Source organism: Collinsella sp. OM06-18AC, assembly GCF_003438785.1.
Lineage (GTDB): Bacteria > Actinomycetota > Coriobacteriia > Coriobacteriales > Coriobacteriaceae > Collinsella.
Window position 1 is genome coordinate 130,029 of the sequence record NZ_QSTX01000005.1, and the last position, 20,025, is coordinate 150,053.

Sequence of the window (20,025 nt, forward strand, 5' to 3'; positions counted from 1 at the left end):
ATCACCGTAACTTGTCGGTGGTGGCTTACTGGTAGCGTAGGCACTCCACCGGGTCGAGCTTTGCAGCGCGTCGAGCGGGGTAGAAGCCAAAGATTACGCCGATGCCGACTGAAACCGCAAAGGCGAGCAACACCGTCGTAAGGGAAAAGCTCGGCGTAATGGTACCGCTGGCACCGAGCTCTCCAAGCACGCCGGAACCCGCGGCGAACATCGCTAGACCCCAGGCAAGCAGGTAGCCAATCAAAACACCCAACAGACCACCGGTGATGCACAGCGCCGAAGACTCGGCCAAAAACTGTGCGGTGATATCGCGACGGCTGGCGCCCAAGGCTCGACGAATACCGATCTCGCGGATACGCTCGGTCACATTGGTGAGCATCATGTTCATGATGCCGATGCCGCCCACTAAAAGTGAGATGCCCGCAACAGCGCCCATGATGAGCGAGAAGGCGTCCATAAAGGAGTTGAGGGCATCGATAGCGCTTTTCATGGAGCTTGCCGTCACGCTTTCGTACTCGTCGTCCTCAGAGATGCCCTTCATGTTGCGCACCTTGGACTCGATCGTCTTGCAGAGCTCATCCATGTCCGTGCCCTCGGCGGCGAGCGCCGTCACACTGGGAAACGACGGATTGTCATCGCCGTAGAGCTCGGATATCGTTGCTCGGGGCATGAACAGGCTCAGCGAGCCCATGGAGTCGTTGCCGCCGTCGATGACGCCAATGACCTGCACGTCTCCGCTCGAGACCTTGATGGTCTTGCCGATCGCGTCCTGTTCGTTGCCGTAAAGTTGATCGGCGCCGCCGCGGCCGATGAGCGCCACGCGCGCGCCGGATTTGGACTCGATGTCGCTATAGGTGCGACCGGCGACGATCTTACTGGCGCCCACGGCGTCGAGCATGTCGCTATCGACACCCTGGGCCATGACGGTATAGCTTTTATCTCCAACTCTGTACTCGGAATAGGCGCTGTCGACGATGCCGATCTGCTCAATTTGCGGCACCATCTTGCGAAGCTTCTCGACGTCCGACTCGGTGAGCTCTTGGGACGAATAGATCTGCACCATGCGGGCGGCGTTAAGACCCAGGCTGTTGACTAGGCTGTTTTGGATGCCTCCGATAAGCGAGGTCATGGCTATGACCGACGCGATTCCAATGACGATGCCCAGGATGGTGAGCAGGCTGCGTCCCTTGTTGGCCTCGAGCGAGTGAAGGGCTTCTTGGACAAGATCGCGGGTACTCATGCCTTCGCTCCTTTCGGCTGATTGGTGGTTGTAGAAATCACGGGCAGATTGTTGACGGCCCCGCGTAGCGTATTCGGTGTATGCGCGATATATGCACCGTCATGGATTCGACCATCGCGAATGGTCACGGCGCGGTCGGCCTCGGCAGCAATGCCGGGGTCGTGCGTAATGAGAACGATGGTCTTGCCGCGCTCCTGGAGCTTGTGGAAGGTCTCCATCACGAGCGCTCCGGTGGCGGAGTCCAGGTTTCCCGTCGGTTCATCGGCCAAGATGATGGGCGGGTCGTTGACGAGGGCGCGCGCGATGGCGACGCGCTGCATCTGTCCGCCCGAGAGCTCGGAGATGCGATGGTCCCAATGGTCGACCGGCAGCGTGACGGCTTGCAGCGCATGGACGGCGCGCATCTCACGCTGAGCCCGCGGCACGTTGGTGTAGGACAGCGGCAGCATGACGTTTTCGATCACCGTCAGGCGCGGCAGCAGATTAAAGCTTTGAAAGACAAAGCCGATGCTCAGCGCGCGCACCTCGGTGAGCTCATCATCGTCGAGCTCGGCGACGTTGAGCCCTTGCAGGAAGTAATCGCCCGCCGTCGGTTTGTCCAGGCAGCCCAGGATGTTCATGAGCGTCGACTTGCCCGAGCCCGAGGGGCCGGTGATGGCGACGAACTCACCGGGATCTACTGCCAGGCTTACGTTATGCAGGATGTGGGCGCAACCGGCCTCGCTCTCAAAGATGCGGTGCACGTTGCGGATGTCGATGACGGGACGCATTACTTGCCCTCGTCGGCAGGCATGTTGTCGCCGCCGTCTGCCGTCATGCCTGTGCCGGTATCCGTCACGATGGTGTCGCCGTCGCGTAGCTTGGTAACCGGGACGTCTGGGTTGATCTCGTTGCCCTGGTCGTCGCGCGTGACCTGGGTCTTGCCGACTACAGCCTCGTTGTCGTTTTGCGTCACGACGGTCACCTTCACGCGGCGCGTCTTTTTGCCTTCCGAATCGGTGGCCAGATTGACGTAATAGTGCTCGCCATCTTCGGTCATCAGCGCCATGGTCGGCACCATCACCACGTCGTCGAGCTTCTCGGTCACCACCGAGACCTCGGCAGTCATACCCGGCTTAAGGCGACTGTCGGGTGCTTCGATGAGGATGTCGACGTTAAAGGTCACGCTGCCGCCGCTCCCGGAGGAAGAGTCGGAGTTTGCCACCGAGGCGATAGCCGTGACGGTGCCTTGGCTCACGATATCGGGAAACGCGGGATAGGTCACGTTGGCGCTTTGGCCCACGGCAATTTTGGCGATATCCTTTTCGCCCACCTGAACCGTCACCTTCATCTTGGACAGGTCGGCGATTTGCATGCACTGTTTGCCGCCGCTCGTGTCGCCTTCGCCCATGATCATGCCTCCTGTTACCGTGGCGCCCACCTTGGCGTTGAGCTCCACGATGTTGCCCGAGCTCGGGGCCGTGACCGTACGGCTGGCGGCCTTGGCGTTAGCCTGATCGAGGTTTGCCTGGGCCGATGCGAGGCTGCGCTGCGCGGCCGATACGGCGTTCGTGTCCGCTGATGCGGCGGAGACGCCAGTCGCTGCGGAAGCTCCATCGACATCCGTCGTTGGGGCGGCCTGCGCGGCAGCTGCGGCTTTCTTCGCGTTGGCGAGGTCTTCCTGTGCCGCTGTCACCGCGCGCTGTGCCTCGGCAACGTTGCGATCGAGCTCGTCGTTTTTAATGGTCATGAGCACGTCGCCCTCGTTGACGGACTGGCCGGCTTGCACGTTGATCGATGCCACCGTTCCGTCGACAGAAGGGGAGACCACCGAAGCCGAGATGGGCTTGAGCTGGCCTTTAGCCTCGACGGTGGTCGTAAACGTGCCCTCGGTGACCATGTCGGTCACCGGCCCGTTGGTACCTGCGGGCCGTGCGTTGATGACTAAGGTCACGACAACGGCGATGAGCACAATGGCGGCCACGACTCCTGCCGCAATGCCGCGCCGGATGAGCTTTTTGCGCCGACGCTCGGCACGCTTCGCTTTGAGTTTGGCGTAGGCCTCTTCGTCAGAAATCTCTGTTGTATCGCTTGTGCTGCCGTTTTGCTGTCCGGCGTGCACGTTTGTTATGAGGGGAAGCGTTTCGGTGGCACCCTCGGGCGTTCGCTCGGCATCATTCGGTCCCGGGGTAATGGTGGGGACATTCGACATGGCGTCTCCTTTATAGAAAGTTTCTTGATAAGTATATGCGCCCGTCGCGATGGCCGGGCGCATATAGCGGTATCTTTCGGAACTGTTAGATTGAAGCGTCAGTTCCCCGTTGTGTGAAGGCGTGTTTCCCTACGAGTGCACGACCACACACAGGCCGACGCTGATGCAGTCGTGGAGCGCCTTGGCATCGGCCAGGCGCAGGTTGATGCAGCCGTGGCTTCCGCACCACTTATAGGACTCGGCATTGTCGAAGCTCTTGTCGTTTTGCCAGGTGGCGTCGTGGAAACCGATCATATTGCCCTCGAACGGCATCCAATAGCTGACCGGGCTCTCGTATTTGGGCTTTCCGGTCTCGGGGTCTTTAGCACCGATGAGCTTGCTTGCGCCGTCGTTGCTGTTGATCTGCCACACGCCCTCCGGGGTGGCGTCTTCGCCCGGTTTGCCGGAAATAAAGTTGGCCTCCCACACGATATTGCCGTTCTCGTCGTAGTAGCGCGCGTGCTGCTCGGACAGGTCGACGTCGATATAGGCCTTCCAATCGGGCTCGCCCTTGGCGGTAAACGAGTCGGCCTTCTTGGAGTACGAAATCTCGATATCGCCGGTCTGCTTGTTATTGATAGCGTCCTCGACCTGCTTGGCGAGCGTGTCGCTGTCGATGGACCAGCCAAAATCGCCGCCCTCGACAGCGCACTCCTTGCCGTCGGCGCGTGTCCACCAGCGGGTGGATCCCACGGTGTTAAAGCCGTTAGCGAGTTCGGCGGCCCAGCTGCCGATCTGCGACGTATCGAGCGTAGGGTTGGCCGGATCGGCAAAGCTGATCCACTGCAGCACCGAGCTGCCGTCCACTTTACCGGCATCATTGCCGTTGAGCTTAAGGGTCACGTTGACGCCCAGGAAGTTGTTGGCGGCATCGCATGCAGCCTGAATCTGGTCGTTGGTGAGGGTGCCGTTGAGCGGTTCGTAGGCGTCGTTTCCGATCTTGGTGATATCGACGTTCTCGGCGAGCGACGCGAGCTCGATCTCGGCATATTTGATGACATGCTCGCGGTTGATCTTCTCGTTGGAACGGGCCTTCTGAACGGTGAACTTGCCGGCCTTCTCGTCATAGGAGCTGGTGGCCTCGAAGGTGCCCGAGCGGCCCTCGTTGAAATCGTCGATGGCGCTGCCCAGGTCCTCCTCAAACTGCTTTTGGTCAAAGGCATCGGAGAGCATGGACAGGTCGACGTCCTGGTCCAAGTCGACCGAGCCGTTCTTGGTGTCGCTAACGGTTTTGCCGCCGAGCGACGCGATGAGGCGCGATGGCCACAGCAGCGGCTCGTTTTTGCTGATAATCTCGTGGGCAGCTTCTTCACCATCGACGATGGGCTCGTCGGACTCGGGCTGGTAGGTCCAGCTAAAGTCATCGCCCGACACGGTGAGCTTGTAGTGCTTCCATGCCGAGTTGACCTTGGTGGCTGCCGAAGATGCGTTAGAGAGCGAGATGTCGACGCCGGCGATGGTAGTGTTGGGGTAAGCGACCTGCGAGAACGCCACGACGCCTACGATGTAGACGATCGCGACGAGGCCGAGGACGACAAAGAGGGCCGTCTTCCCGCCCGACTTGCTGCTTTTGTTGGTGCGCTTGTCCGCGGGCCCGCGATTGTTTGCCGCGCGAGCGTGCGAAGGGCCCTGCTTGGGAGCGGCACCTTGTGCGGAACGCTGCTGATATTGTTGATGCGGCTGGTATTGACGCTGATTCGGGCGCTGAGAGGCATTGGCCGGGCCGTGTTGTTGGCTGTGAGCCGGCGCGATGGGGCGCGGCGATTGGACGCCGCCAGTATGCCTACTGGGCTGTTGCGGATCGGGAATCATGTTGCTGCGGTCGATTTGCGACATCGTTTATATTTCCTTCGAGTTTCGACTTGCGGCTCATCGTGTTTTAACTGGGCTTGCATTATAGCGATTAGCCTGTTGTTTGTGGTGCGGAAACAGTATCAGTTTGGAGAAGTCTGCCTATCCGCATATGCCGCATTTGGCGCAGGCAGAAAGTGCGGCCGGGGCTTGAGCGATGCCACCCTTGGCCGTCTCGCGCAGGGTTGCCGGCAGGGCGTGGCCCACCGAGAGCATCACATGCGCCATCTGGTCAAACGGCACCAGGCTCTTGATGCCGGCGAGCGCGAGCTGGGCCGAGCTGAAGGCCGCGGCCACGCCGATGGCATTGCGGTTTTGGCACGGCACCTCGACCAGTCCGCCCACGGGGTCGCAAACGAGGCCCAGCAGGTTGCTCAGCGCGATGGAACTGGCGTCGAGTGCCTGCTCGGGGGTGCCGCCGAGCATCTGCACCAGCGCGGCGGCGGCCATGGCGGCGGCACTTCCCACCTCGGCCTGGCAGCCGCCCTCGGCGCCGGCGACGCATGCGCTCGTGGTGAGGTTGAGGCCGATGGCGGCAGCACAGTAGAGGGCGTCCATGACCTGCTCGTCATCGAGCTGAAGGTGCTCGGCTAGCGCCAGAACGCAGCCGGGCACGACGCCCGCGGAGCCTGCCGTGGGGGCGGCGACGATCACGCCCATAGTGGCGGAGCGCTCGAGCACGGCCATCGCGCGGGCCACGGCATCGGTCTGAACGGTGCCCATCAGGTTTGTGCTCAAATCGTTGCGGCCGGTGGCATCGACGAGTTTGGCCTCGCCGCCAATGAGCCCGCCGAGCGAGCGCTGCGGATTGGCGATGGGGGCCGTGGTCTCCTCGCGCATAACGTCGAGCACGCGGCGCATCGCGGCGACGGCGTGCTCCTCGCCGGTCAGACGCGCTTCGCGCACGGCCATGACGGCGCCGATGCTGAGTCCCAGCTCCTCGCAGGCGTCGAGTAGCTGTTCGCCGTCGTCGAAGATCTCCTTGGCCGAGACGCCGGGGGAGAGCGATGATGCCGAACCGGGAAGCTCAATGAAGGTGGCGTAGTCGACGTTGTCGAGTTTTCGCAGCAGGGGGACGACGGTATCGTCGGGGGCGCCGTCGGTCTCAAAGACGGAGTAGGCCTGGCCGCCCACCTCGGTGCGGTAGGTGCGGCAAAACGCGATGTTTACATGCGCGTAGGCGAGCAGATTCGTGAGTGCGGCGAGCACGCCGGGAACATCCTGGTGCGCCACGAAGAGCGTGGAATACATGCCCGAGATGTCGACGCCGACACCGTTGATGCGGCTGATGCGCATCTTGCCGCCGCCTAGGCTCTCGCCGCGGACCTGTGCCGTGGCACCCCTGTCGTCGAACATCTCGATATCGACGGTGTTGGGGTGGATGGAGGCGTCGTCGCCCTTAATGTCAAAGTGATATTCGAGGCCTTGCTTGCGTGCGAGGTCGAAGGCCTGCTTGATATTCTCGTCATCGGTGTCGAGGCCCAGGATGCCCGCGACAAGCGCGCGGTCGGTGCCGTGGCCACGGTAGGTGTGGGCGAAGGAGTTCCACAGGCCAAAGGTGACTTTGGTAATGCGGCCTTCCAGCAGGCTGGCGGCAACCTGGGCGCACCGCAGGGCGCCGGCGGTGTGCGATGAGCTGGGGCCGACCATGACGGGCCCCAAGATCTCGAATGCCGAGGTCGTAGCTAGTGTTTGCGGCTTGCCTGCCATGGCTGCTCCTTCTATATCTCGTCGTCCCGAGGGGCGGGGCATAAGGTCGCCTGCTCGGACAATCCTGCTCGCACGGAGAGCACATTAAGTGCTCTCCGGCTCGTGCGGAACTCGCGATCGACCTTATGCCCCGCCCCTCGGGACTAAGGATACATGGTTGGAGTTGCTAGATGGCAAAATTCATTAGCTAGGGACGTGTCTTACCTTGCATATCGAAACATCTTCACCACCGTTTAAAAAAAGAAGTACCGCTTGGGGGCGGTACTTCTTTTGGTGCGTTGTTATTTGGCTGTGGCTTTTCTCGTTAGCTTACAGGCCGCAGGCTGCTTTGAGTTCTTCGACTCGGTCGGTCTTCTCCCAGGTGAAGTCGGCGTCTTCGCGGCCGAAGTGGCCGTAGGCTGCCGTCTTCTCGTAGATCGGTCGACGCAGGTCCAGATCGCGGATGATCGCGCCCGGGCGCAGGTCGAAGGTTTTCTCGACGGCTTCGACGATCTTGTCCTCGGCAACATGCGCGGTTCCGAAGGTGTCGACCATGATAGACAGCGGCTTGGACACGCCGATAGCGTAGGCCAGCTCGACCTCGCAGCGGTCGGCCAGGCCCGCGGCCACCACGTTCTTGGCGACCCAGCGCGCGGCGTATGCGGCGGAGCGGTCGACCTTGGTGCAGTCCTTGCCGCTAAAGGCACCGCCGCCGTGACGGCCGTAGCCGCCATAGGTGTCGACGATGATCTTACGGCCGGTGAGGCCCGTGTCGCCCATGGGGCCGCCCACGACAAAGCGACCGGTGGGGTTCACATAGATGTCGGCGTTGTCCCACGGCATGTTCTCGGCAGCCATGACGGGGGCGATGACGTGCTCGATGAGGTCGTTCTTGATCTTGCCCATGTCCTCAATTTCGGCGGCGTGCTGCGTGGAGATGACGATGGTCGTGACCTCGACGGGCTTGCTGTCCTCGTAGCGCACCGTGACCTGGGTCTTGCCGTCGGGGCGCAGGTAGGGCAGGGTACCGTCGTGGCGCACGGCGGCCAGGCGCTCGGCCAGGCGGCTCGCCAGGTAGTGCGGCATGGGCATGAGGGTCTTGGTCTCGTTGGAGGCATAGCCAAACATCATGCCCTGGTCGCCGGCGCCGATCAGGTCGATCGGGTCGGTGGTGGCGCCGGTCTGGGTCTCGAAGGACTCGTCGACGCCCTGGGCGATATCGGGCGACTGCTCGTGGATGAGGCTCATAACGCCGCAGGTATCGCAGTCAAAACCGAACTTGGCACGGTTGTAGCCAATGCGGCGGATAACACCGCGGGCGATTTCCTGTACGTCGACGTAGGCCTGGGTGCGAATCTCGCCGGCGACGATGACAGTGCCGGTGGTCACGAGGGTCTCGCAGGCGCAACGGACGTTCTCAACGTTGGCAGGCACGCCGTTGGGGGCGATGTAGCCCTGCTCCTGGAGCTCTATTTCTTTGGCGAGGATTGCGTCGAGGACGGCGTCGCTGATCTGGTCAGCGATCTTATCGGGATGACCTTCGGTCACCGACTCCGACGTAAAAACAAAGGACCCGTGTTGGGGCGGGATGGAACGAAGTTCTTCTGACATGATTGTCCTTTCAAAAACGTGTCCCGGCGACCGTTACCATTCCGCCGGGCTCTCTATGCAAGGGCACATCATAGCGCGTAAATCAAACATTCACACCCTTTCCGCACCTACTCATTGGGGACAGACTTAAATGATCAGCCTTACCTAGGCGCCGACAGGTTGCCCAAAGACTGATCATTTAAGTCTGTCCCCAATGACTGGGTCGGTGCCCTTTGTGCGGAGGTTGCTTTGATGCTTTATACTGGTGCGGTTAGACATCCATCCTGCAATCGAGGAGATTTCCATGGCATCAGACGTTCGCGTCCGCTTTGCACCCTCACCGACGGGCAAGCTGCACATCGGCGGCGCCCGCACCGCTATCTATAACTGGGCTTTCGCCCGCGCTAACGGCGGCACGTTCATCCTGCGCATCGACGACACCGATCCCACCCGTTCCACCGACGAGAACACGCAGATCATCCTGCGCGCCATGCGTTGGCTGGGCTTGGATTGGGACGAGGGTCCCGAGGTGGGCGGCGACTATGGCCCCTATGCCCAGACCGAGCGCCTGGACCTGTACAAGCAGGCCGCCCAGAAGCTTTGGGACGAGGGCAAGGCCTATCCCTGCTTCTGCACCAAGGAGCAGCTCGACGCCGACCGCAAGGCCGCGCAGGAGCGTAAGGACCCCTTCCAGGGCTATCAGCGCCGTTGCCGCGATCTTGATCCCGAGGAGGCCCGCCGTCGCATCGAGGCCGGCGAGTCCTATGTCCTACGCATAAAGGTGCCCGAGGACCGCGGCGACGTCGTCATTCACGATGCCGTCCACGGCGAGGTGACCTTCGACGCCAAGGAGCTCGACGACTTTGTCATCTTCCGCTCCGATGGCACGCCCACGTACAACTTCGCGACCGTCGTCGACGACGCCATGATGAAGATCACCCATGTCATCCGCGGCGACGACCACCTGTCCAACACCCCGCGTCAGGTCATGGTCTACGAGGCCCTCGGCGCCCCCGTGCCCACGTTCGCCCACATCTCCATGATCCTGGGCGCCGACGGCAAGAAGCTCTCCAAGCGCCATGGCGCCACCTCGGTGGAGGAGTACCGCGACGCCGGTTACCTGTCCGACGCCTTCGTCAACTACCTGGCGCTGCTCGGCTGGTCGCTCGACGGCGAGACCACAATCATCCCGCGCGATGTCCTGGCCAGCAAGTTCTCGCTCGACCGCATCTCCAAGAACCCGGCGACCTTCGACCCCAAGAAACTCGACTGGGTCAACGCCGAGTACATCAACGGCATGTCCGATGCCCAGTTTGCCGACGAGATCATGGTCCCCGAGCTGCACGAGGCGGGTCTCATCGAGGGCAACGTCGAGTACGGCGAGGACTGGATCGACGCGCTTGCCGCAATCGTCAAGCCGCGCACCAAGATGCCGGCCGACGCCGTGACCGTCGCCGCTCCCATCTTCGCTACGGCCGAGACGCTCGAGTATGACGAGAAATCCGTTAACAAGGGCCTGGCTAAGGAAGGCATGGGCGTCATTCTGGATGCCGCCAAGGCCGCGCTCGAGGGCGTGGACAAGTGGACTGCCGAGGCCATCGACGCCGCGCTTGAGCCGCTGCCCGAGCAGATGGACCTTAAGAAGCGCGTGGTGTTCCAGGCCGTGCGCGTCGCCGTCTGCGGCAACATGGTGAGCCCCCCGCTGGGCGAGACCATGGCGCTTGTCGGCCGCGACGACTGCCTGGCACGCATCGACCGCGCCCGCACGATGGCGCTATAGTAGACGCGTAAACGCATGTATCCGAGCCCCGTTCCCCCGAGCGGGGCTCTTGTTTCTGTACCGATGAGTGGGTTGCTGGGACAAAATAATCAGTAGTGTTTGTCCCATGTTCGAGTGACGCAACGAGCTCGACACTCGTATCGGCCATGGGACAAACTCTACTGATTATTTTGTCCCACCCCTTTCAGGTCCGTTCGTTAGAGGTGGCGTATGGCTCAACAACTGTCGCTGTTTGGTTCGCCGGAACCGGAGGAAGCTCCGGTGAAGCCCAAGCCTGCCGCTGCCTCGGCTCAGTCTAAGCCTGCGCCCGAGCCCCCTGCCGCCTACGCGAGCGTGGTCCTCGACATCCCCACCCGTGCGCTGTCGGAACCGTTTGCTTACGGCATCCCCGAGTCCCTTGCCAACGAGGTCCAGATCGGATCCACGGTCCTGGTTCACTTTGGTAACCGTGCCGCCGCGGGCTATGTCGTCGACATTGCCCCTGAGCTGGGCGACCTGCAGGGCAACAACGCCCTCGACCCCGCGCGCATTAAACCCATCGAGGCCATCCTCAGCAAACCGCTCTTTACCGCCGAGGCTGCCCGCATCGCACGCTGGATGAGCCGCGAGTATGTCGCGACGCTTTCCGAGTGCCTGCGCCTGTTTTTGCCCCCGGGCGGCAGCCCGCGTGTGGTCAAGGGCGACGACGATGCGTGGACTGTTGAACGGCCCGCCGTCAAGCCTATCCAAAATCGTTGGGTGATGCTTACGCCCGAAGGCTTTGACTATACGCCGCCCAAGACCGCGGTCCGTCAGCGCCAGCTCATCGAGGCGCTGCAGTGCGGCCCGGTTACGACTCGCGACCTTAATCTTCTCTATAACAGCATGTCGGCGACCATCAAAGCGCTCGAAAAGCGCGGCGTCGTGGTGGTGGAGGAGCGCCGCGCCTGGCGTGGCTGCAGCGAGCAGACCACGCTGTCCTCGGCAAGCGGCAAGGCGCCGGTCTCCCTTACCAACGGCCAGCAACAGACACTCGCGCAGATTGAGCGCGCCCGTCTGGACGCTCATGGCGACGTGGTGTTGGTCGACGGCGTCACCGGCTCCGGCAAAACCGAGGTTTACCTCTCCGCCATCGAGCGCGTGCTCGCAGCCGGTCGCTCTGCCTGCGTGCTGGTGCCCGAGATCTCGCTGACGGCCCAGACCGTCGGCCGCTTCCGCTCGCGCTTTGGCGAGACGGTGGCCGTTTTCCATTCGCGTCTTTCTGCTGGCGAGCGTCTCGACCAGTGGGATATGGTCGCCAGCGGTGCGGCCCGCGTGGTGGTCGGCGCCCGCTCGGCGCTCTTTTGCCCGCTCAGCGACTTGGGCCTCATCATCATCGACGAGGAGCACGAGACTAGTTACAAGCAGGGCTCCAGTCCGCGCTACCATGCGCGCGAGGTGGCAGCCGAGATGGCGCGCCGCTATCGCTGCCCGCTCGTGCTGGGGTCGGCCACGCCTTCTGCCGAGGCCCTCGACCACTGCCGCCATGGAACGTATAACGGCACCACTTGGACGCGCGTCGAGATGCCCGAGCGCCCCGGACACGCCGTGCTGCCTACGGTCCGCATTGCCGACCTGCGTCGCGAGTTCTCGCACGGCAGCCGCTCCATGTTCTCAAAACCCTTGATGGAGGGATTGGAGCGTGTGGTCGAGCGCCGCGAGAAGGCCGTGTTGCTGCATAACCGTCGTGGCTTTGCGCCATTCCTGATGTGCCGCGAGTGCGGCTGCGTTCCCACCTGCAACCACTGCTCCACAGCGCTTACGTATCACGAGCGCACGCACACGCTGCAATGTCACACATGCGGATCCTCCTGGCGCGTGCAGCCGTATCCCGCGCCCACGAGTCGTTGCCCCAAATGTGGCAGTCGCTACCTGGCAAAAATGGGGCTGGGCACGCAGCAGATCGAGGACGCACTGCGCCAGATGCTTCCCGAGGACGTCGCCATTATTCGCATGGATGCCGATTCCACGCGCGGCAAGGATGCGCACAAAAAGCTGCTCGAGCAGTTCGATGCGGCGGATTGCGCCGTGTTGCTGGGTACCCAGATGATCGCTAAAGGTCTCGATTTTCCCGAAGTCACGCTCGTGGGCGTGGTCAATGCCGACTTCGCCCTCAAGCTGCCGGACTTCCGCGCAGGGGAGCGCGCCTACGATTTGCTGGAGCAGGTCGCGGGCCGTGCCGGACGCGGCGATCGTCCCGGCGAGGTCATCATCCAGACCTATCTGCCCGAGGACCCGGTCATTCGTGCCGTTGCCGAGCACGATCGTTCAATCTTTACCGACTACGACCTGGACCAGCGTCGCGACGCGCTGTATCCGCCGTTTGTGCGCCTGGTCAACATTTTGGTTTGGTCGGCGAACGCGGATGATGCGCAGGACTACATTGGGCGCATCGCAAAGCTGCTCAAGCGCCGCTGGCATGCCGTCGCGCCCGACTTTTTGCGGGCGGGGAACGCCGTTCCGCAGGTGCTGGGCCCGGCTTCGTGTGTAATCGAGAGAGCCAAGGACCGTTACCGCTTCCATCTGCTTGTGAAGTCGCCCGTGGGGTACCATGTCTCTGATGATATCGACGCCTGCCTCAAAGAGGTGGGCTCTGTGCGCGGCGTGAGCGTGAGCGTTGACGTCGATGCCTATGATTTGATGTAACAAACCGAAAGGATGGCCATGGAAGCCAACGGAATCGTACTGTCGCCCGACCCTCGTCTGCGCCAGGAGTGCGCCGTCATCGAGGAGATCACCCCGGCGATCGAGGCGCTTGCCGAGAAGATGAAGAAAATGATGTTCGATAACGGCGGTTGCGGCCTGGCTGCTCCGCAGATCGGCGAGCTCATTCAGCTCGTTACCATCGACTGCGACTACAGCGACAAGAACGACTACGACCCGTACGTGCTCATCAATCCCGTGATTGTCGAGCAAAACGACCATCTCGTTCCGTATAGCGAGGGCTGCCTATCCATTCCTGGCATTAGCTGTGAGATCGAGCGTCCCGACCATGTCGTCGTCGAGGCGTATGACCTGGACGCCAACCTGATTCGCTATGAGGCCTCGGGCGATCTGTTCTGCGTGTGCCTGCAGCACGAGATCGATCACCTGCACGGCAACACCATGTTCGAGCGACTGAAGCCGATGCAGAGGATCAAGGCAGTCAAGGAGTACCAGGACGCCCTGGCCCGCGGCGCTCGACCGGGCGAGACGGAGTAGGTTTGTCCGTCCCCGGGGTGCCGTCGGGCCAGGGATGGGCGTCTTCGCTGATAGGTGCTTTGCTGAAAGAGCTGCTTTTATTGCGGCTCTTTCTTTGGTTTTGGGTATATTTGTTCTTGTTGAAATGTTATTGCGGATGGGCTGGTGACTTGGCTTTCCGCTGTTCTTTGTAGCCGTCTCGGCTTTGGTTGAGAGGAGACGTTCTTTATGCGTATTGTGTTTATGGGTACGCCTGATTTTGCTGTGCCTTCTTTGACTTCGCTTGTTGAGGCTGGGAATGAGATTGCGCTTGTTGTTACTCGTCCTGATGCTGTTCGTGGGCGTGGTAAGAAGCTTGAGCCGTCTCCTGTTAAGGCTAAGGCGCTTGAGCTGGGGTTACCGGTTGTTGAGGCTAATCGTATGACGCCTGAGGTTGTTGAGGTGCTCCAGGCTGCCCAGGCTGATATTTTCTGTGTGGCTGCTTATGGCTGTATTTTGCCTGATGAGGTGCTGCATATGGCGCCGCTTGGTATTGTGAATGTTCATGCGTCCTTGCTGCCTCGTTGGCGTGGGGCTGCTCCTATTCAGCGTGCCATTCTTGCTGGTGATGAGATTGCTGGCGTTTCTATTATGCGCATTGGGCATGGCGTGGATACCGGCGCCTATTGTGCGCAGGCCTCGACCTCGGTTGCCGGTAAGCATGCCGAGGCGCTGACTATGGAGCTCGCTGAGCTCGGCGGCAAACTGCTTGCCGATACGCTTCCTTCTCTTGCCGATGGCACCGCCGTGTGGATCGAACAGGATGAGGCGCTCGTTACCCATGCTGCCAAGATTTCTAAGCAGGAGATGCGCTTGGATCCGCACATGGCGGCGCTCGATTGCGCGCGTCATGTGCTGGCCTCTTCCGATACCGCGCCTGCTCGTTGCGTGGTTGCCGGCAAGACCGTGCGCGTGCTCGATGCTGCGCCGGCTGATGTGTCGCTTGGCGAGGGTCAGGTTCTCGTTCAGGCTAAGCGTGTTTACCTTGGCCTTTCCGATGGCTCGGTTGAGTTGCTCGAGGTTAAGCCTGATGGCAAGCGTGCTATGGCCGCTTCTGCTTGGGCTGCTGGCCTGCAGGGTGCCGATCTTTCGTGGGGTGTTTTGTCATGAGCAAGCTGTCTCCCGCGCGCAAGCTTGCGCTCGATGTACTGATGGAGGCCGATCGCCGCGGCATGTATGCGCGCGACGTGCTGTCCTCTCGCGCTTCGGCCAAGGCTATTGACCAGCGCGATTCCGCTTTTGCCGCCCGCTTGGCGCTGGGCGTGGCCGCCACGCAGGGTATTTTGGACGAGCTGCTCGATCAGTTTCTCGATAAACCCAAAAAGGTTGCGCCGCGCGTTCGCATGGCGCTTCGTATCTCGGCCTTCGAGATGCTCTACCTGCATACGCCGGGCCGCGTTGCCGTGAGCCAGGGTGTTGAGCTGGTGCGCAGTGGTGCTAAGTCTGCTGCGGGCCTGGCAAACGCTGTGCTGCACAAGGTTGCGGACAACGTTGAGGACTTTGCCACGGCATCCGACGTGGATGAGTCCGAGCGACGCTTGGTTCGTCTGTCGCGCCTGATGGGACTTCCGCGCTGGCTATGCGCTCGCATTATGGCGTCGTTTGACACTCCAGAGGGTGCGCTCGGCTTCGCCGGCAATCTGGCGCCCGCGCCGCTCGCTTTGCACGAGAACGCCTTTGCAACCAAACCTGATCCGTACCTATCGCAGCTTGTGGCACCCGTGTTCCCGGGCTGCCATGCCCCGGTTGATGCCCAGGTTACCGTTGCTTCGGGTGTGTTTGAGCGTGCTGCCGCGGTGGCATCCGATCTCAACGCGCAGCTTATCGCCACAGCTGCCACTCGCCCTGGTAGCTGCCTTGAGATTGGTGCCGGCCGTGGCACCAAGACCTATGTGATGATGTGCCAGGCCAAGCGTGCGGGCTATGAGCGTCAGCATACGGCGCTCGATCTGCATGATCGCAAGTGCGATCTGAATCTCGCTCGTCTGCATAAGGCCGGTATTCAGGGCGTTCGCACGGTTTCGGGTGATGCTTGCGAGCTTGATGAGGTGCTCACATCGTTTGATGCCATGCTTGGCGAGCCGGTTAAGTTCGACACGGTCTTTATCGATGCGCCGTGCTCGGGCACCGGTACCATGCGCCGTCATCCCGAGATCCCGTGGCGCCTGACCGAAAAAGATGTGACGGTTGAGCTGCCCAAGCTGCAGTTGACGATGCTCAAAGAGGCTGCTGAGCGCGTGACTGCCGGCGGCGAGCTCATCTATGCGACATGCTCGGTCTTCGACGAGGAGAACACGCAGGTGGTGGACGCTTTCCTGAGCTCTCCCGAGGGTGCCGGCTTTAACGTGGCACCGCTTTCCGAGGCGCAGATTCTGCAACTCCCCGAGTTCGATCAGGCCAAGAAGCTCGTATCCGTTCGTCAGAACGATCGAGGCCTCTTCCAAAGCGTGCCGGTAAACGCCGACTCCTACGACGGCCACTTCTGCGCCCGCCTGGTCCACAAGTAGCTACTAAGTTGCGGTGAAATAGGGATTGAATAGCGGCTTCCGCCCGCCAAACAGTCCTTATTTCACCGCAACTCATAAGGAAACCTGGGCAGCTAAAGAATCAGCCCCGCGATTGGTGTTGGTCGCGGGGCTGATCGGTTTCTAGTGGCTGTGCGGGCAGTTGGCGCAGCAGCCACTCGTGGCGCTGGTGCTTGAGCTACCGCTGCGCTGGTCGGTGTTGTAGAAGCCGCTGCCCTCAAACTTGATGCCGCTGGCCGAGAACGTCTTGGCGGCCGGAGCGCCGCAGTTGGGGCACACGACCTCGGGGGTCTCGGACATGGGATGCTCAACCTCAAACACGTTGCCGCAGCTCGAGCACTTGTAATCGTAGCGCGCCATAATACTTCCTTTTCAGCACAAAGCGGGCAGATTACTCTGCCCGCAAAAATTCAAACGTCTGTAACTGTACCCTATATCGGGGGTTTTATCACGCTTCGCCCCAGAATCTATGCGTGTTGCGCAGGAGCTGTGCGGTTTTGCCCTCAGCGGCCGCAACGTCGGCCTCGTCAGCCTGCCAGGTCCAGTTGCCCGTGGCCACGCCCGGTACGTTCATGCGCGTGTCGTCGCCAAGCCCCAGCACGTCCTGCAGCGGCATCATCACCAGGGGAGCGTCGCTTGTCAGCGCGTCGCTCATCAGCTTGGCTGCCACCTCAACACCGCTCGGCTCGTCGCCGCCCGCAAAGGAGCGCGTGCACCAACCGGCGAGCGTCGACGTGTCGTGAGTCGATGTGTACAGGATCTTGCCGGGCGTAGGGTGCACGCCGCAACGAACGTCGTAATCGCTAAACTCCAGTACGTCCATACCGGGGAAGCCGCAAGTCGAAGCCATGGCGCGAACGCCGGGCGTCAGATAGCCCAGGTCCTCCGCGATAAAGTTGAGCGGCCCCAGCTCGTCATAGGCGGTCTGGAACAGGTCCTTGCCCGGTCCCGCCAGCCAACGCCCGTCGGCGCAGGCCTTACCCGCGGGAATGCTAAAGTAGCTGTGGAAGCCCAGGAAGTGATCCAGGCGCACGCGGTCGTAGAGCGAAAACGCACGACGTAGGCGATCCATCCACCAGCTATAGCCGTTCTGCTTCATGTGGTCCCAGCGGAACGTTGGGTTGCCCCACACCTGGCCCTCGGGCGCAAAGTTATCAGGCGGCGCACCGGAGATCTCGATTGCCTTACCGGTATCGGACAGCCAGAAGTTCTCGGGTTCGCTCCACGCATCTGCCGAATCGTCGGACACGTACATAGGAATATCGCCGATGACCTCGATGCCCTTCTTGTGTGCATAGTTCATGAGCTCGCACCAAGCCAGGTCAAAGCGGTACTGCATGTACGCCTGAAGCTCGGCCTCGTCGTGGAAGCGCTTGTCGTCGATCAGATGCTCGTTGTAGCGCGCAACATCTGCCGGCCAATCGTGGCGCGATTCGCCCTCAAAGTACTTTTTGACGGCCATGTAGACGCAGTACTTCTCGAGCCAATCGGCATTGCGATGTTTAAACGCGGTGTACAGCGGATCGGCATCCTCGCCGCCACGGGCCTTCCAGGTCTCAAAGTCGGCGGCTAGCTCCTTGTGACTCTCGGGCAGCAGGTCGATATTGCCAGCAAAAGCCGAGGGCCCGGCATAGGGGGAGCGGAAGAAATCCGTCGGGTTGACGGGCAGGACCTGCCAGTAGCGCATGCCCATAGCGGACAGATGGTCGATAAAGCGACGCGTGGGTGCGCCGATCGTGCCGGGCTTGCCGTCATCGGTCGGTACCGAGGTGATATGGCACACAACGCCTGCGCCGTGATCGAGCGGCTCCTGCAGGCGCTGCTCGGCATGATGATAGATGATCGACGAGCCCAGCGGATACAAATCGAGCGTGACCGTGCCGTTGTGGATCTCGCACTCGTGACCGCTGATCACATCACTCGCGCACTCGTCGAGCGCCGGAATCGTCACGCGGTGCGAATTGCGCAGACTACGATTAATGATAACCGTCGCGGACTCGCCATCCTTGCCCGTGCGGTTGTATGCCAGCACCTCGTCGTTGAGCGCGAAAGCCTTGATCTCGCCGTCGATCATAAACGGTAGTGCGCGGCGTACGGCGGAGGCGTTTTTGACAATAGCCAGCGTGTCGAAGTCGTGCAGTTGGTCCTTGGTCGGCAGGGTGCGGCGGTTGCCCGGATCGGTTAGCCCCTCCAGGCCGTACTCATCGCCATAGTAAATCGAAGGCACGCCCGGGAACGTCATCTGCATGAGCGTTGCGAGCCAAAAACGGCTCTTGGCCAGGCCCATCGAGTTCTCGTCCAGACGCCATTTGCTGCGCTCGCACTCGGGCAGCTGCGACTCGTCGGGGCCGCCGCCGAGCACCGAGATAATGCGCGGACGGTCGTGGCTCGAAAGCAGATTAAGTGCGCAGGACAGGGCCTCACGGGGATAGTTCTCGCGCAGGGTTTCGATATCCTCGGCTGCCTGGTAGGCGTTCTTGTAGCCCATCAAAAAGCCGATGACCATGTCGCGGAAGGGGTAATCCATAGCAGAGTCCAGCTCGGAGCCTTGCAGATAGCGGCGCAGATGGCCGTAGCTGATCTTGTTGGAGGCGTCTTCCCAGACTTCGCCGAGCAACAGTGCATCAGGCTTCTCGGCGAGCACGGCCTTTTTGATCTCGGCCAGGAAGTCATCGGAAAGCTCGTCGGCCACATCGAGGCGCCAGCCATGAGCGCCGGCACGTAGCCATTTACGGATCACGCCGTCCTTGCCCAGGAGCCGCTCGCGTACCAGCTCAGAGCTCTCATTGATGGCGGGCATGTTGCCCACGCCCCACCAGCAGTCGTATGAGCCATCCTCGTGGAAATAAAACGCATCGCGCCATGGCGAATCCTCGCTCTGCCACGCGCCCACGCCGGGGTAGTTGCCGTAGCGGTTGAAATAGATCGAGTCGTCACCCGTATGGTTAAAGACGCCGTCCAGAATGATGGAGATGCCCAGCTTCTCTGCCGCCTGGCACAGCTCGGTAAAGTCCTGCTCGGTGCCCAGGATCGGGTCGATCTTGGTGTAGTCGGCCGTGTCGTAGCGGTGGTTGCTCGCGGCTTCAAAAATGGGGTTGAGGTAGATGGCTGTAAAGCCCAGCTCGGCGATGCGAGGCAGGTCTTCCTGGATGCCCTTGAGCGACCCGCCGTAGAAGTCCCAGGTTTTGATGGAGCCGTCTTCGGCGCGCTCGTACACGGGCGGCTCGTTCCAGTCCTCGACCATGCGGCGCTGGATTCCGTTGCGTGGTTTTTCGACCTCGGCCAGCGTGCGCTCGCGCCAGTTTTCATCTCGGGCGTAGCGATCGGGGAAGATCTGGTAGACCATGCCACGCTCGTACCACTCGGGACGCACTTCGCGGTGCTTATAGACGGTAATCTGGAAGGACGGCACCTCGGCGTAGTCGTAAGTTACGCCCTCGCCACCGGTGCGACCCTGCGGTGCGCCCAAGCGGACCTCGGGCTGGCCCTCGATATTGCAGATAAAGCTGTACCAGATAAGACAGGACTCGGTGCACTCAAGCTCTACGGTATAAATGCCGTCGCCCTCGTGCGTCATGGGATACCGAGACTCACCGATCTCATCGACCCAGGTGCGCAGCGTAAGCGTTGCCTGGTTGGGGTCGGCATCCTCCAGAATCACGGAGAGCGAAAGAGTAGTTCCAGTGGCCACAGCGCCAAACGGAGTGCGAAACTGCGGAAGACGGCTGTTGTGTATCAATCTCATAATACGGTCCAGTTCAATAGAATCACGGCCTGCGGGCCATGGCTTTACGCACAAGTTGTAAGTATATCTTTTGTACACAGGCTGTATAAACAACATCCGTTTACCATCGGCGAACGGTTGTCCTAGAAAATCGTTTTA

General features: G+C 61.3%; 13 protein-coding genes. 5 read left to right on the top strand and 8 right to left on the bottom strand.

Translation table 11 applies throughout. The features are described from left to right. Positions 1 to 25: 25 nt before the first annotated feature. From DXB86_RS04780 to metK, 6 genes are all read right to left on the bottom strand, one after another. Positions 26 to 1,240: an ABC transporter permease gene (locus tag DXB86_RS04780; RefSeq protein ID WP_117736332.1), complete on the bottom strand. Its 1,215-nt coding sequence runs from the start codon at positions 1,238 to 1,240 to the stop codon at positions 26 to 28. Next, positions 1,237 to 2,010, bottom strand: a complete 774-nt coding sequence (locus DXB86_RS04785; RefSeq protein ID WP_117736333.1) for an ABC transporter ATP-binding protein — start codon at positions 2,008 to 2,010, stop codon at positions 1,237 to 1,239. Before DXB86_RS04785 ends, DXB86_RS04780 begins: the two co-directional genes overlap by 4 nt. After that, positions 2,010 to 3,431, bottom strand: coding sequence for an efflux RND transporter periplasmic adaptor subunit (locus DXB86_RS04790; protein WP_158555283.1), 1,422 nt, complete (start codon positions 3,429 to 3,431; stop codon positions 2,010 to 2,012). Before DXB86_RS04790 ends, DXB86_RS04785 begins: the two co-directional genes overlap by 1 nt. Before the next feature lie 129 nt (positions 3,432 to 3,560). Continuing rightward, a complete protein-coding gene (locus DXB86_RS04795) occupies positions 3,561 to 5,306 on the bottom strand; it encodes a L,D-transpeptidase (protein ID WP_117736335.1) in 1,746 nt (581 codons plus the stop codon). 117 nt (positions 5,307 to 5,423) lie between these two features. Next, positions 5,424 to 7,031, bottom strand: coding sequence for an L-serine ammonia-lyase, iron-sulfur-dependent, subunit alpha (sdaAA, locus tag DXB86_RS04800; protein ID WP_117736336.1), 1,608 nt, complete (start codon positions 7,029 to 7,031; stop codon positions 5,424 to 5,426). 309 nt (positions 7,032 to 7,340) lie between these two features. After that, positions 7,341 to 8,621 carry a methionine adenosyltransferase gene (gene metK, locus DXB86_RS04805; RefSeq protein ID WP_117736337.1) on the bottom strand — a complete coding sequence of 427 codons (1,281 nt, stop codon included), beginning with the start codon at positions 8,619 to 8,621 and terminating at the stop codon, positions 7,341 to 7,343. Between the two features lie 283 nt (positions 8,622 to 8,904). Between metK and gltX the strand changes: the two genes are divergently transcribed. The 5 genes from gltX (at position 8,905) to DXB86_RS04830 (ending at position 16,124) form a co-directional block, all read left to right on the top strand. Next, positions 8,905 to 10,380 carry a glutamate--tRNA ligase gene (gene gltX / locus DXB86_RS04810; RefSeq protein ID WP_117736338.1) on the top strand — a complete coding sequence of 492 codons (1,476 nt, stop codon included), beginning with the start codon at positions 8,905 to 8,907 and terminating at the stop codon, positions 10,378 to 10,380. 210 nt (positions 10,381 to 10,590) lie between these two features. Further along, a complete protein-coding gene (priA, locus tag DXB86_RS04815; RefSeq protein ID WP_117736339.1) occupies positions 10,591 to 13,044 on the top strand; it encodes a primosomal protein N' in 2,454 nt (817 codons plus the stop codon). Positions 13,045 to 13,062: 18 nt separating this feature from the next. Continuing rightward, on the top strand, positions 13,063 to 13,599 hold the full coding sequence (def, locus tag DXB86_RS04820; protein ID WP_117736340.1) for a peptide deformylase: 537 nt from the start codon (positions 13,063 to 13,065) through the stop codon (positions 13,597 to 13,599). Positions 13,600 to 13,806: 207 nt separating this feature from the next. Next, positions 13,807 to 14,727, top strand: coding sequence for a methionyl-tRNA formyltransferase (fmt, locus tag DXB86_RS04825; protein ID WP_117736341.1), 921 nt, complete (start codon positions 13,807 to 13,809; stop codon positions 14,725 to 14,727). Beyond that, positions 14,724 to 16,124, top strand: coding sequence for an RsmB/NOP family class I SAM-dependent RNA methyltransferase (locus DXB86_RS04830; RefSeq protein ID WP_117736342.1), 1,401 nt, complete (start codon positions 14,724 to 14,726; stop codon positions 16,122 to 16,124). Before fmt ends, DXB86_RS04830 begins: the two co-directional genes overlap by 4 nt. Positions 16,125 to 16,265: 141 nt before the next feature. Here the strand turns inward: DXB86_RS04830 and DXB86_RS04835 are convergent, their stop codons facing one another. Together DXB86_RS04835 and DXB86_RS04840 are read right to left on the bottom strand one after the other, a co-directional pair. Further along, a complete protein-coding gene (locus DXB86_RS04835) occupies positions 16,266 to 16,502 on the bottom strand; it encodes an FmdB family zinc ribbon protein (RefSeq protein ID WP_117736343.1) in 237 nt (78 codons plus the stop codon). Positions 16,503 to 16,590: 88 nt separating this feature from the next. Continuing rightward, on the bottom strand, positions 16,591 to 19,887 hold the full coding sequence (locus DXB86_RS04840) for a 4-alpha-glucanotransferase (RefSeq protein WP_117736344.1): 3,297 nt from the start codon (positions 19,885 to 19,887) through the stop codon (positions 16,591 to 16,593). Positions 19,888 to 20,025: the final 138 nt, after the last annotated feature.

Bases quoted from the DNA above. Each gene is read 5' to 3' on its own strand.
- DXB86_RS04830 (WP_117736342.1), top strand. From the start codon at position 14,724: ATGAGCAAGCTGTCTCCCGCGCGCAAGCTTGCGCTCGATGTACTGATG.
- priA (WP_117736339.1), top strand. From the start codon at position 10,591: ATGGCTCAACAACTGTCGCTGTTTGGTTCGCCGGAACCGGAGGAAGCT.
- DXB86_RS04780 (WP_117736332.1), bottom strand. From the start codon at position 1,240: ATGAGTACCCGCGATCTTGTCCAAGAAGCCCTTCACTCGCTCGAGGCC.
- gltX (WP_117736338.1), top strand. From the start codon at position 8,905: ATGGCATCAGACGTTCGCGTCCGCTTTGCACCCTCACCGACGGGCAAG.
- DXB86_RS04785 (WP_117736333.1), bottom strand. From the start codon at position 2,010: ATGCGTCCCGTCATCGACATCCGCAACGTGCACCGCATCTTTGAGAGC.
- DXB86_RS04790 (WP_158555283.1), bottom strand. From the start codon at position 3,431: ATGTCGAATGTCCCCACCATTACCCCGGGACCGAATGATGCCGAGCGA.
- fmt (WP_117736341.1), top strand. From the start codon at position 13,807: ATGCGTATTGTGTTTATGGGTACGCCTGATTTTGCTGTGCCTTCTTTG.
- sdaAA (WP_117736336.1), bottom strand. From the start codon at position 7,031: ATGGCAGGCAAGCCGCAAACACTAGCTACGACCTCGGCATTCGAGATC.
- DXB86_RS04795 (WP_117736335.1), bottom strand. From the start codon at position 5,306: ATGTCGCAAATCGACCGCAGCAACATGATTCCCGATCCGCAACAGCCC.
- metK (WP_117736337.1), bottom strand. From the start codon at position 8,621: ATGTCAGAAGAACTTCGTTCCATCCCGCCCCAACACGGGTCCTTTGTT.
- def (WP_117736340.1), top strand. From the start codon at position 13,063: ATGGAAGCCAACGGAATCGTACTGTCGCCCGACCCTCGTCTGCGCCAG.
- DXB86_RS04835 (WP_117736343.1), bottom strand. From the start codon at position 16,502: ATGGCGCGCTACGATTACAAGTGCTCGAGCTGCGGCAACGTGTTTGAG.
- DXB86_RS04840 (WP_117736344.1), bottom strand. From the start codon at position 19,887: ATGAGATTGATACACAACAGCCGTCTTCCGCAGTTTCGCACTCCGTTT.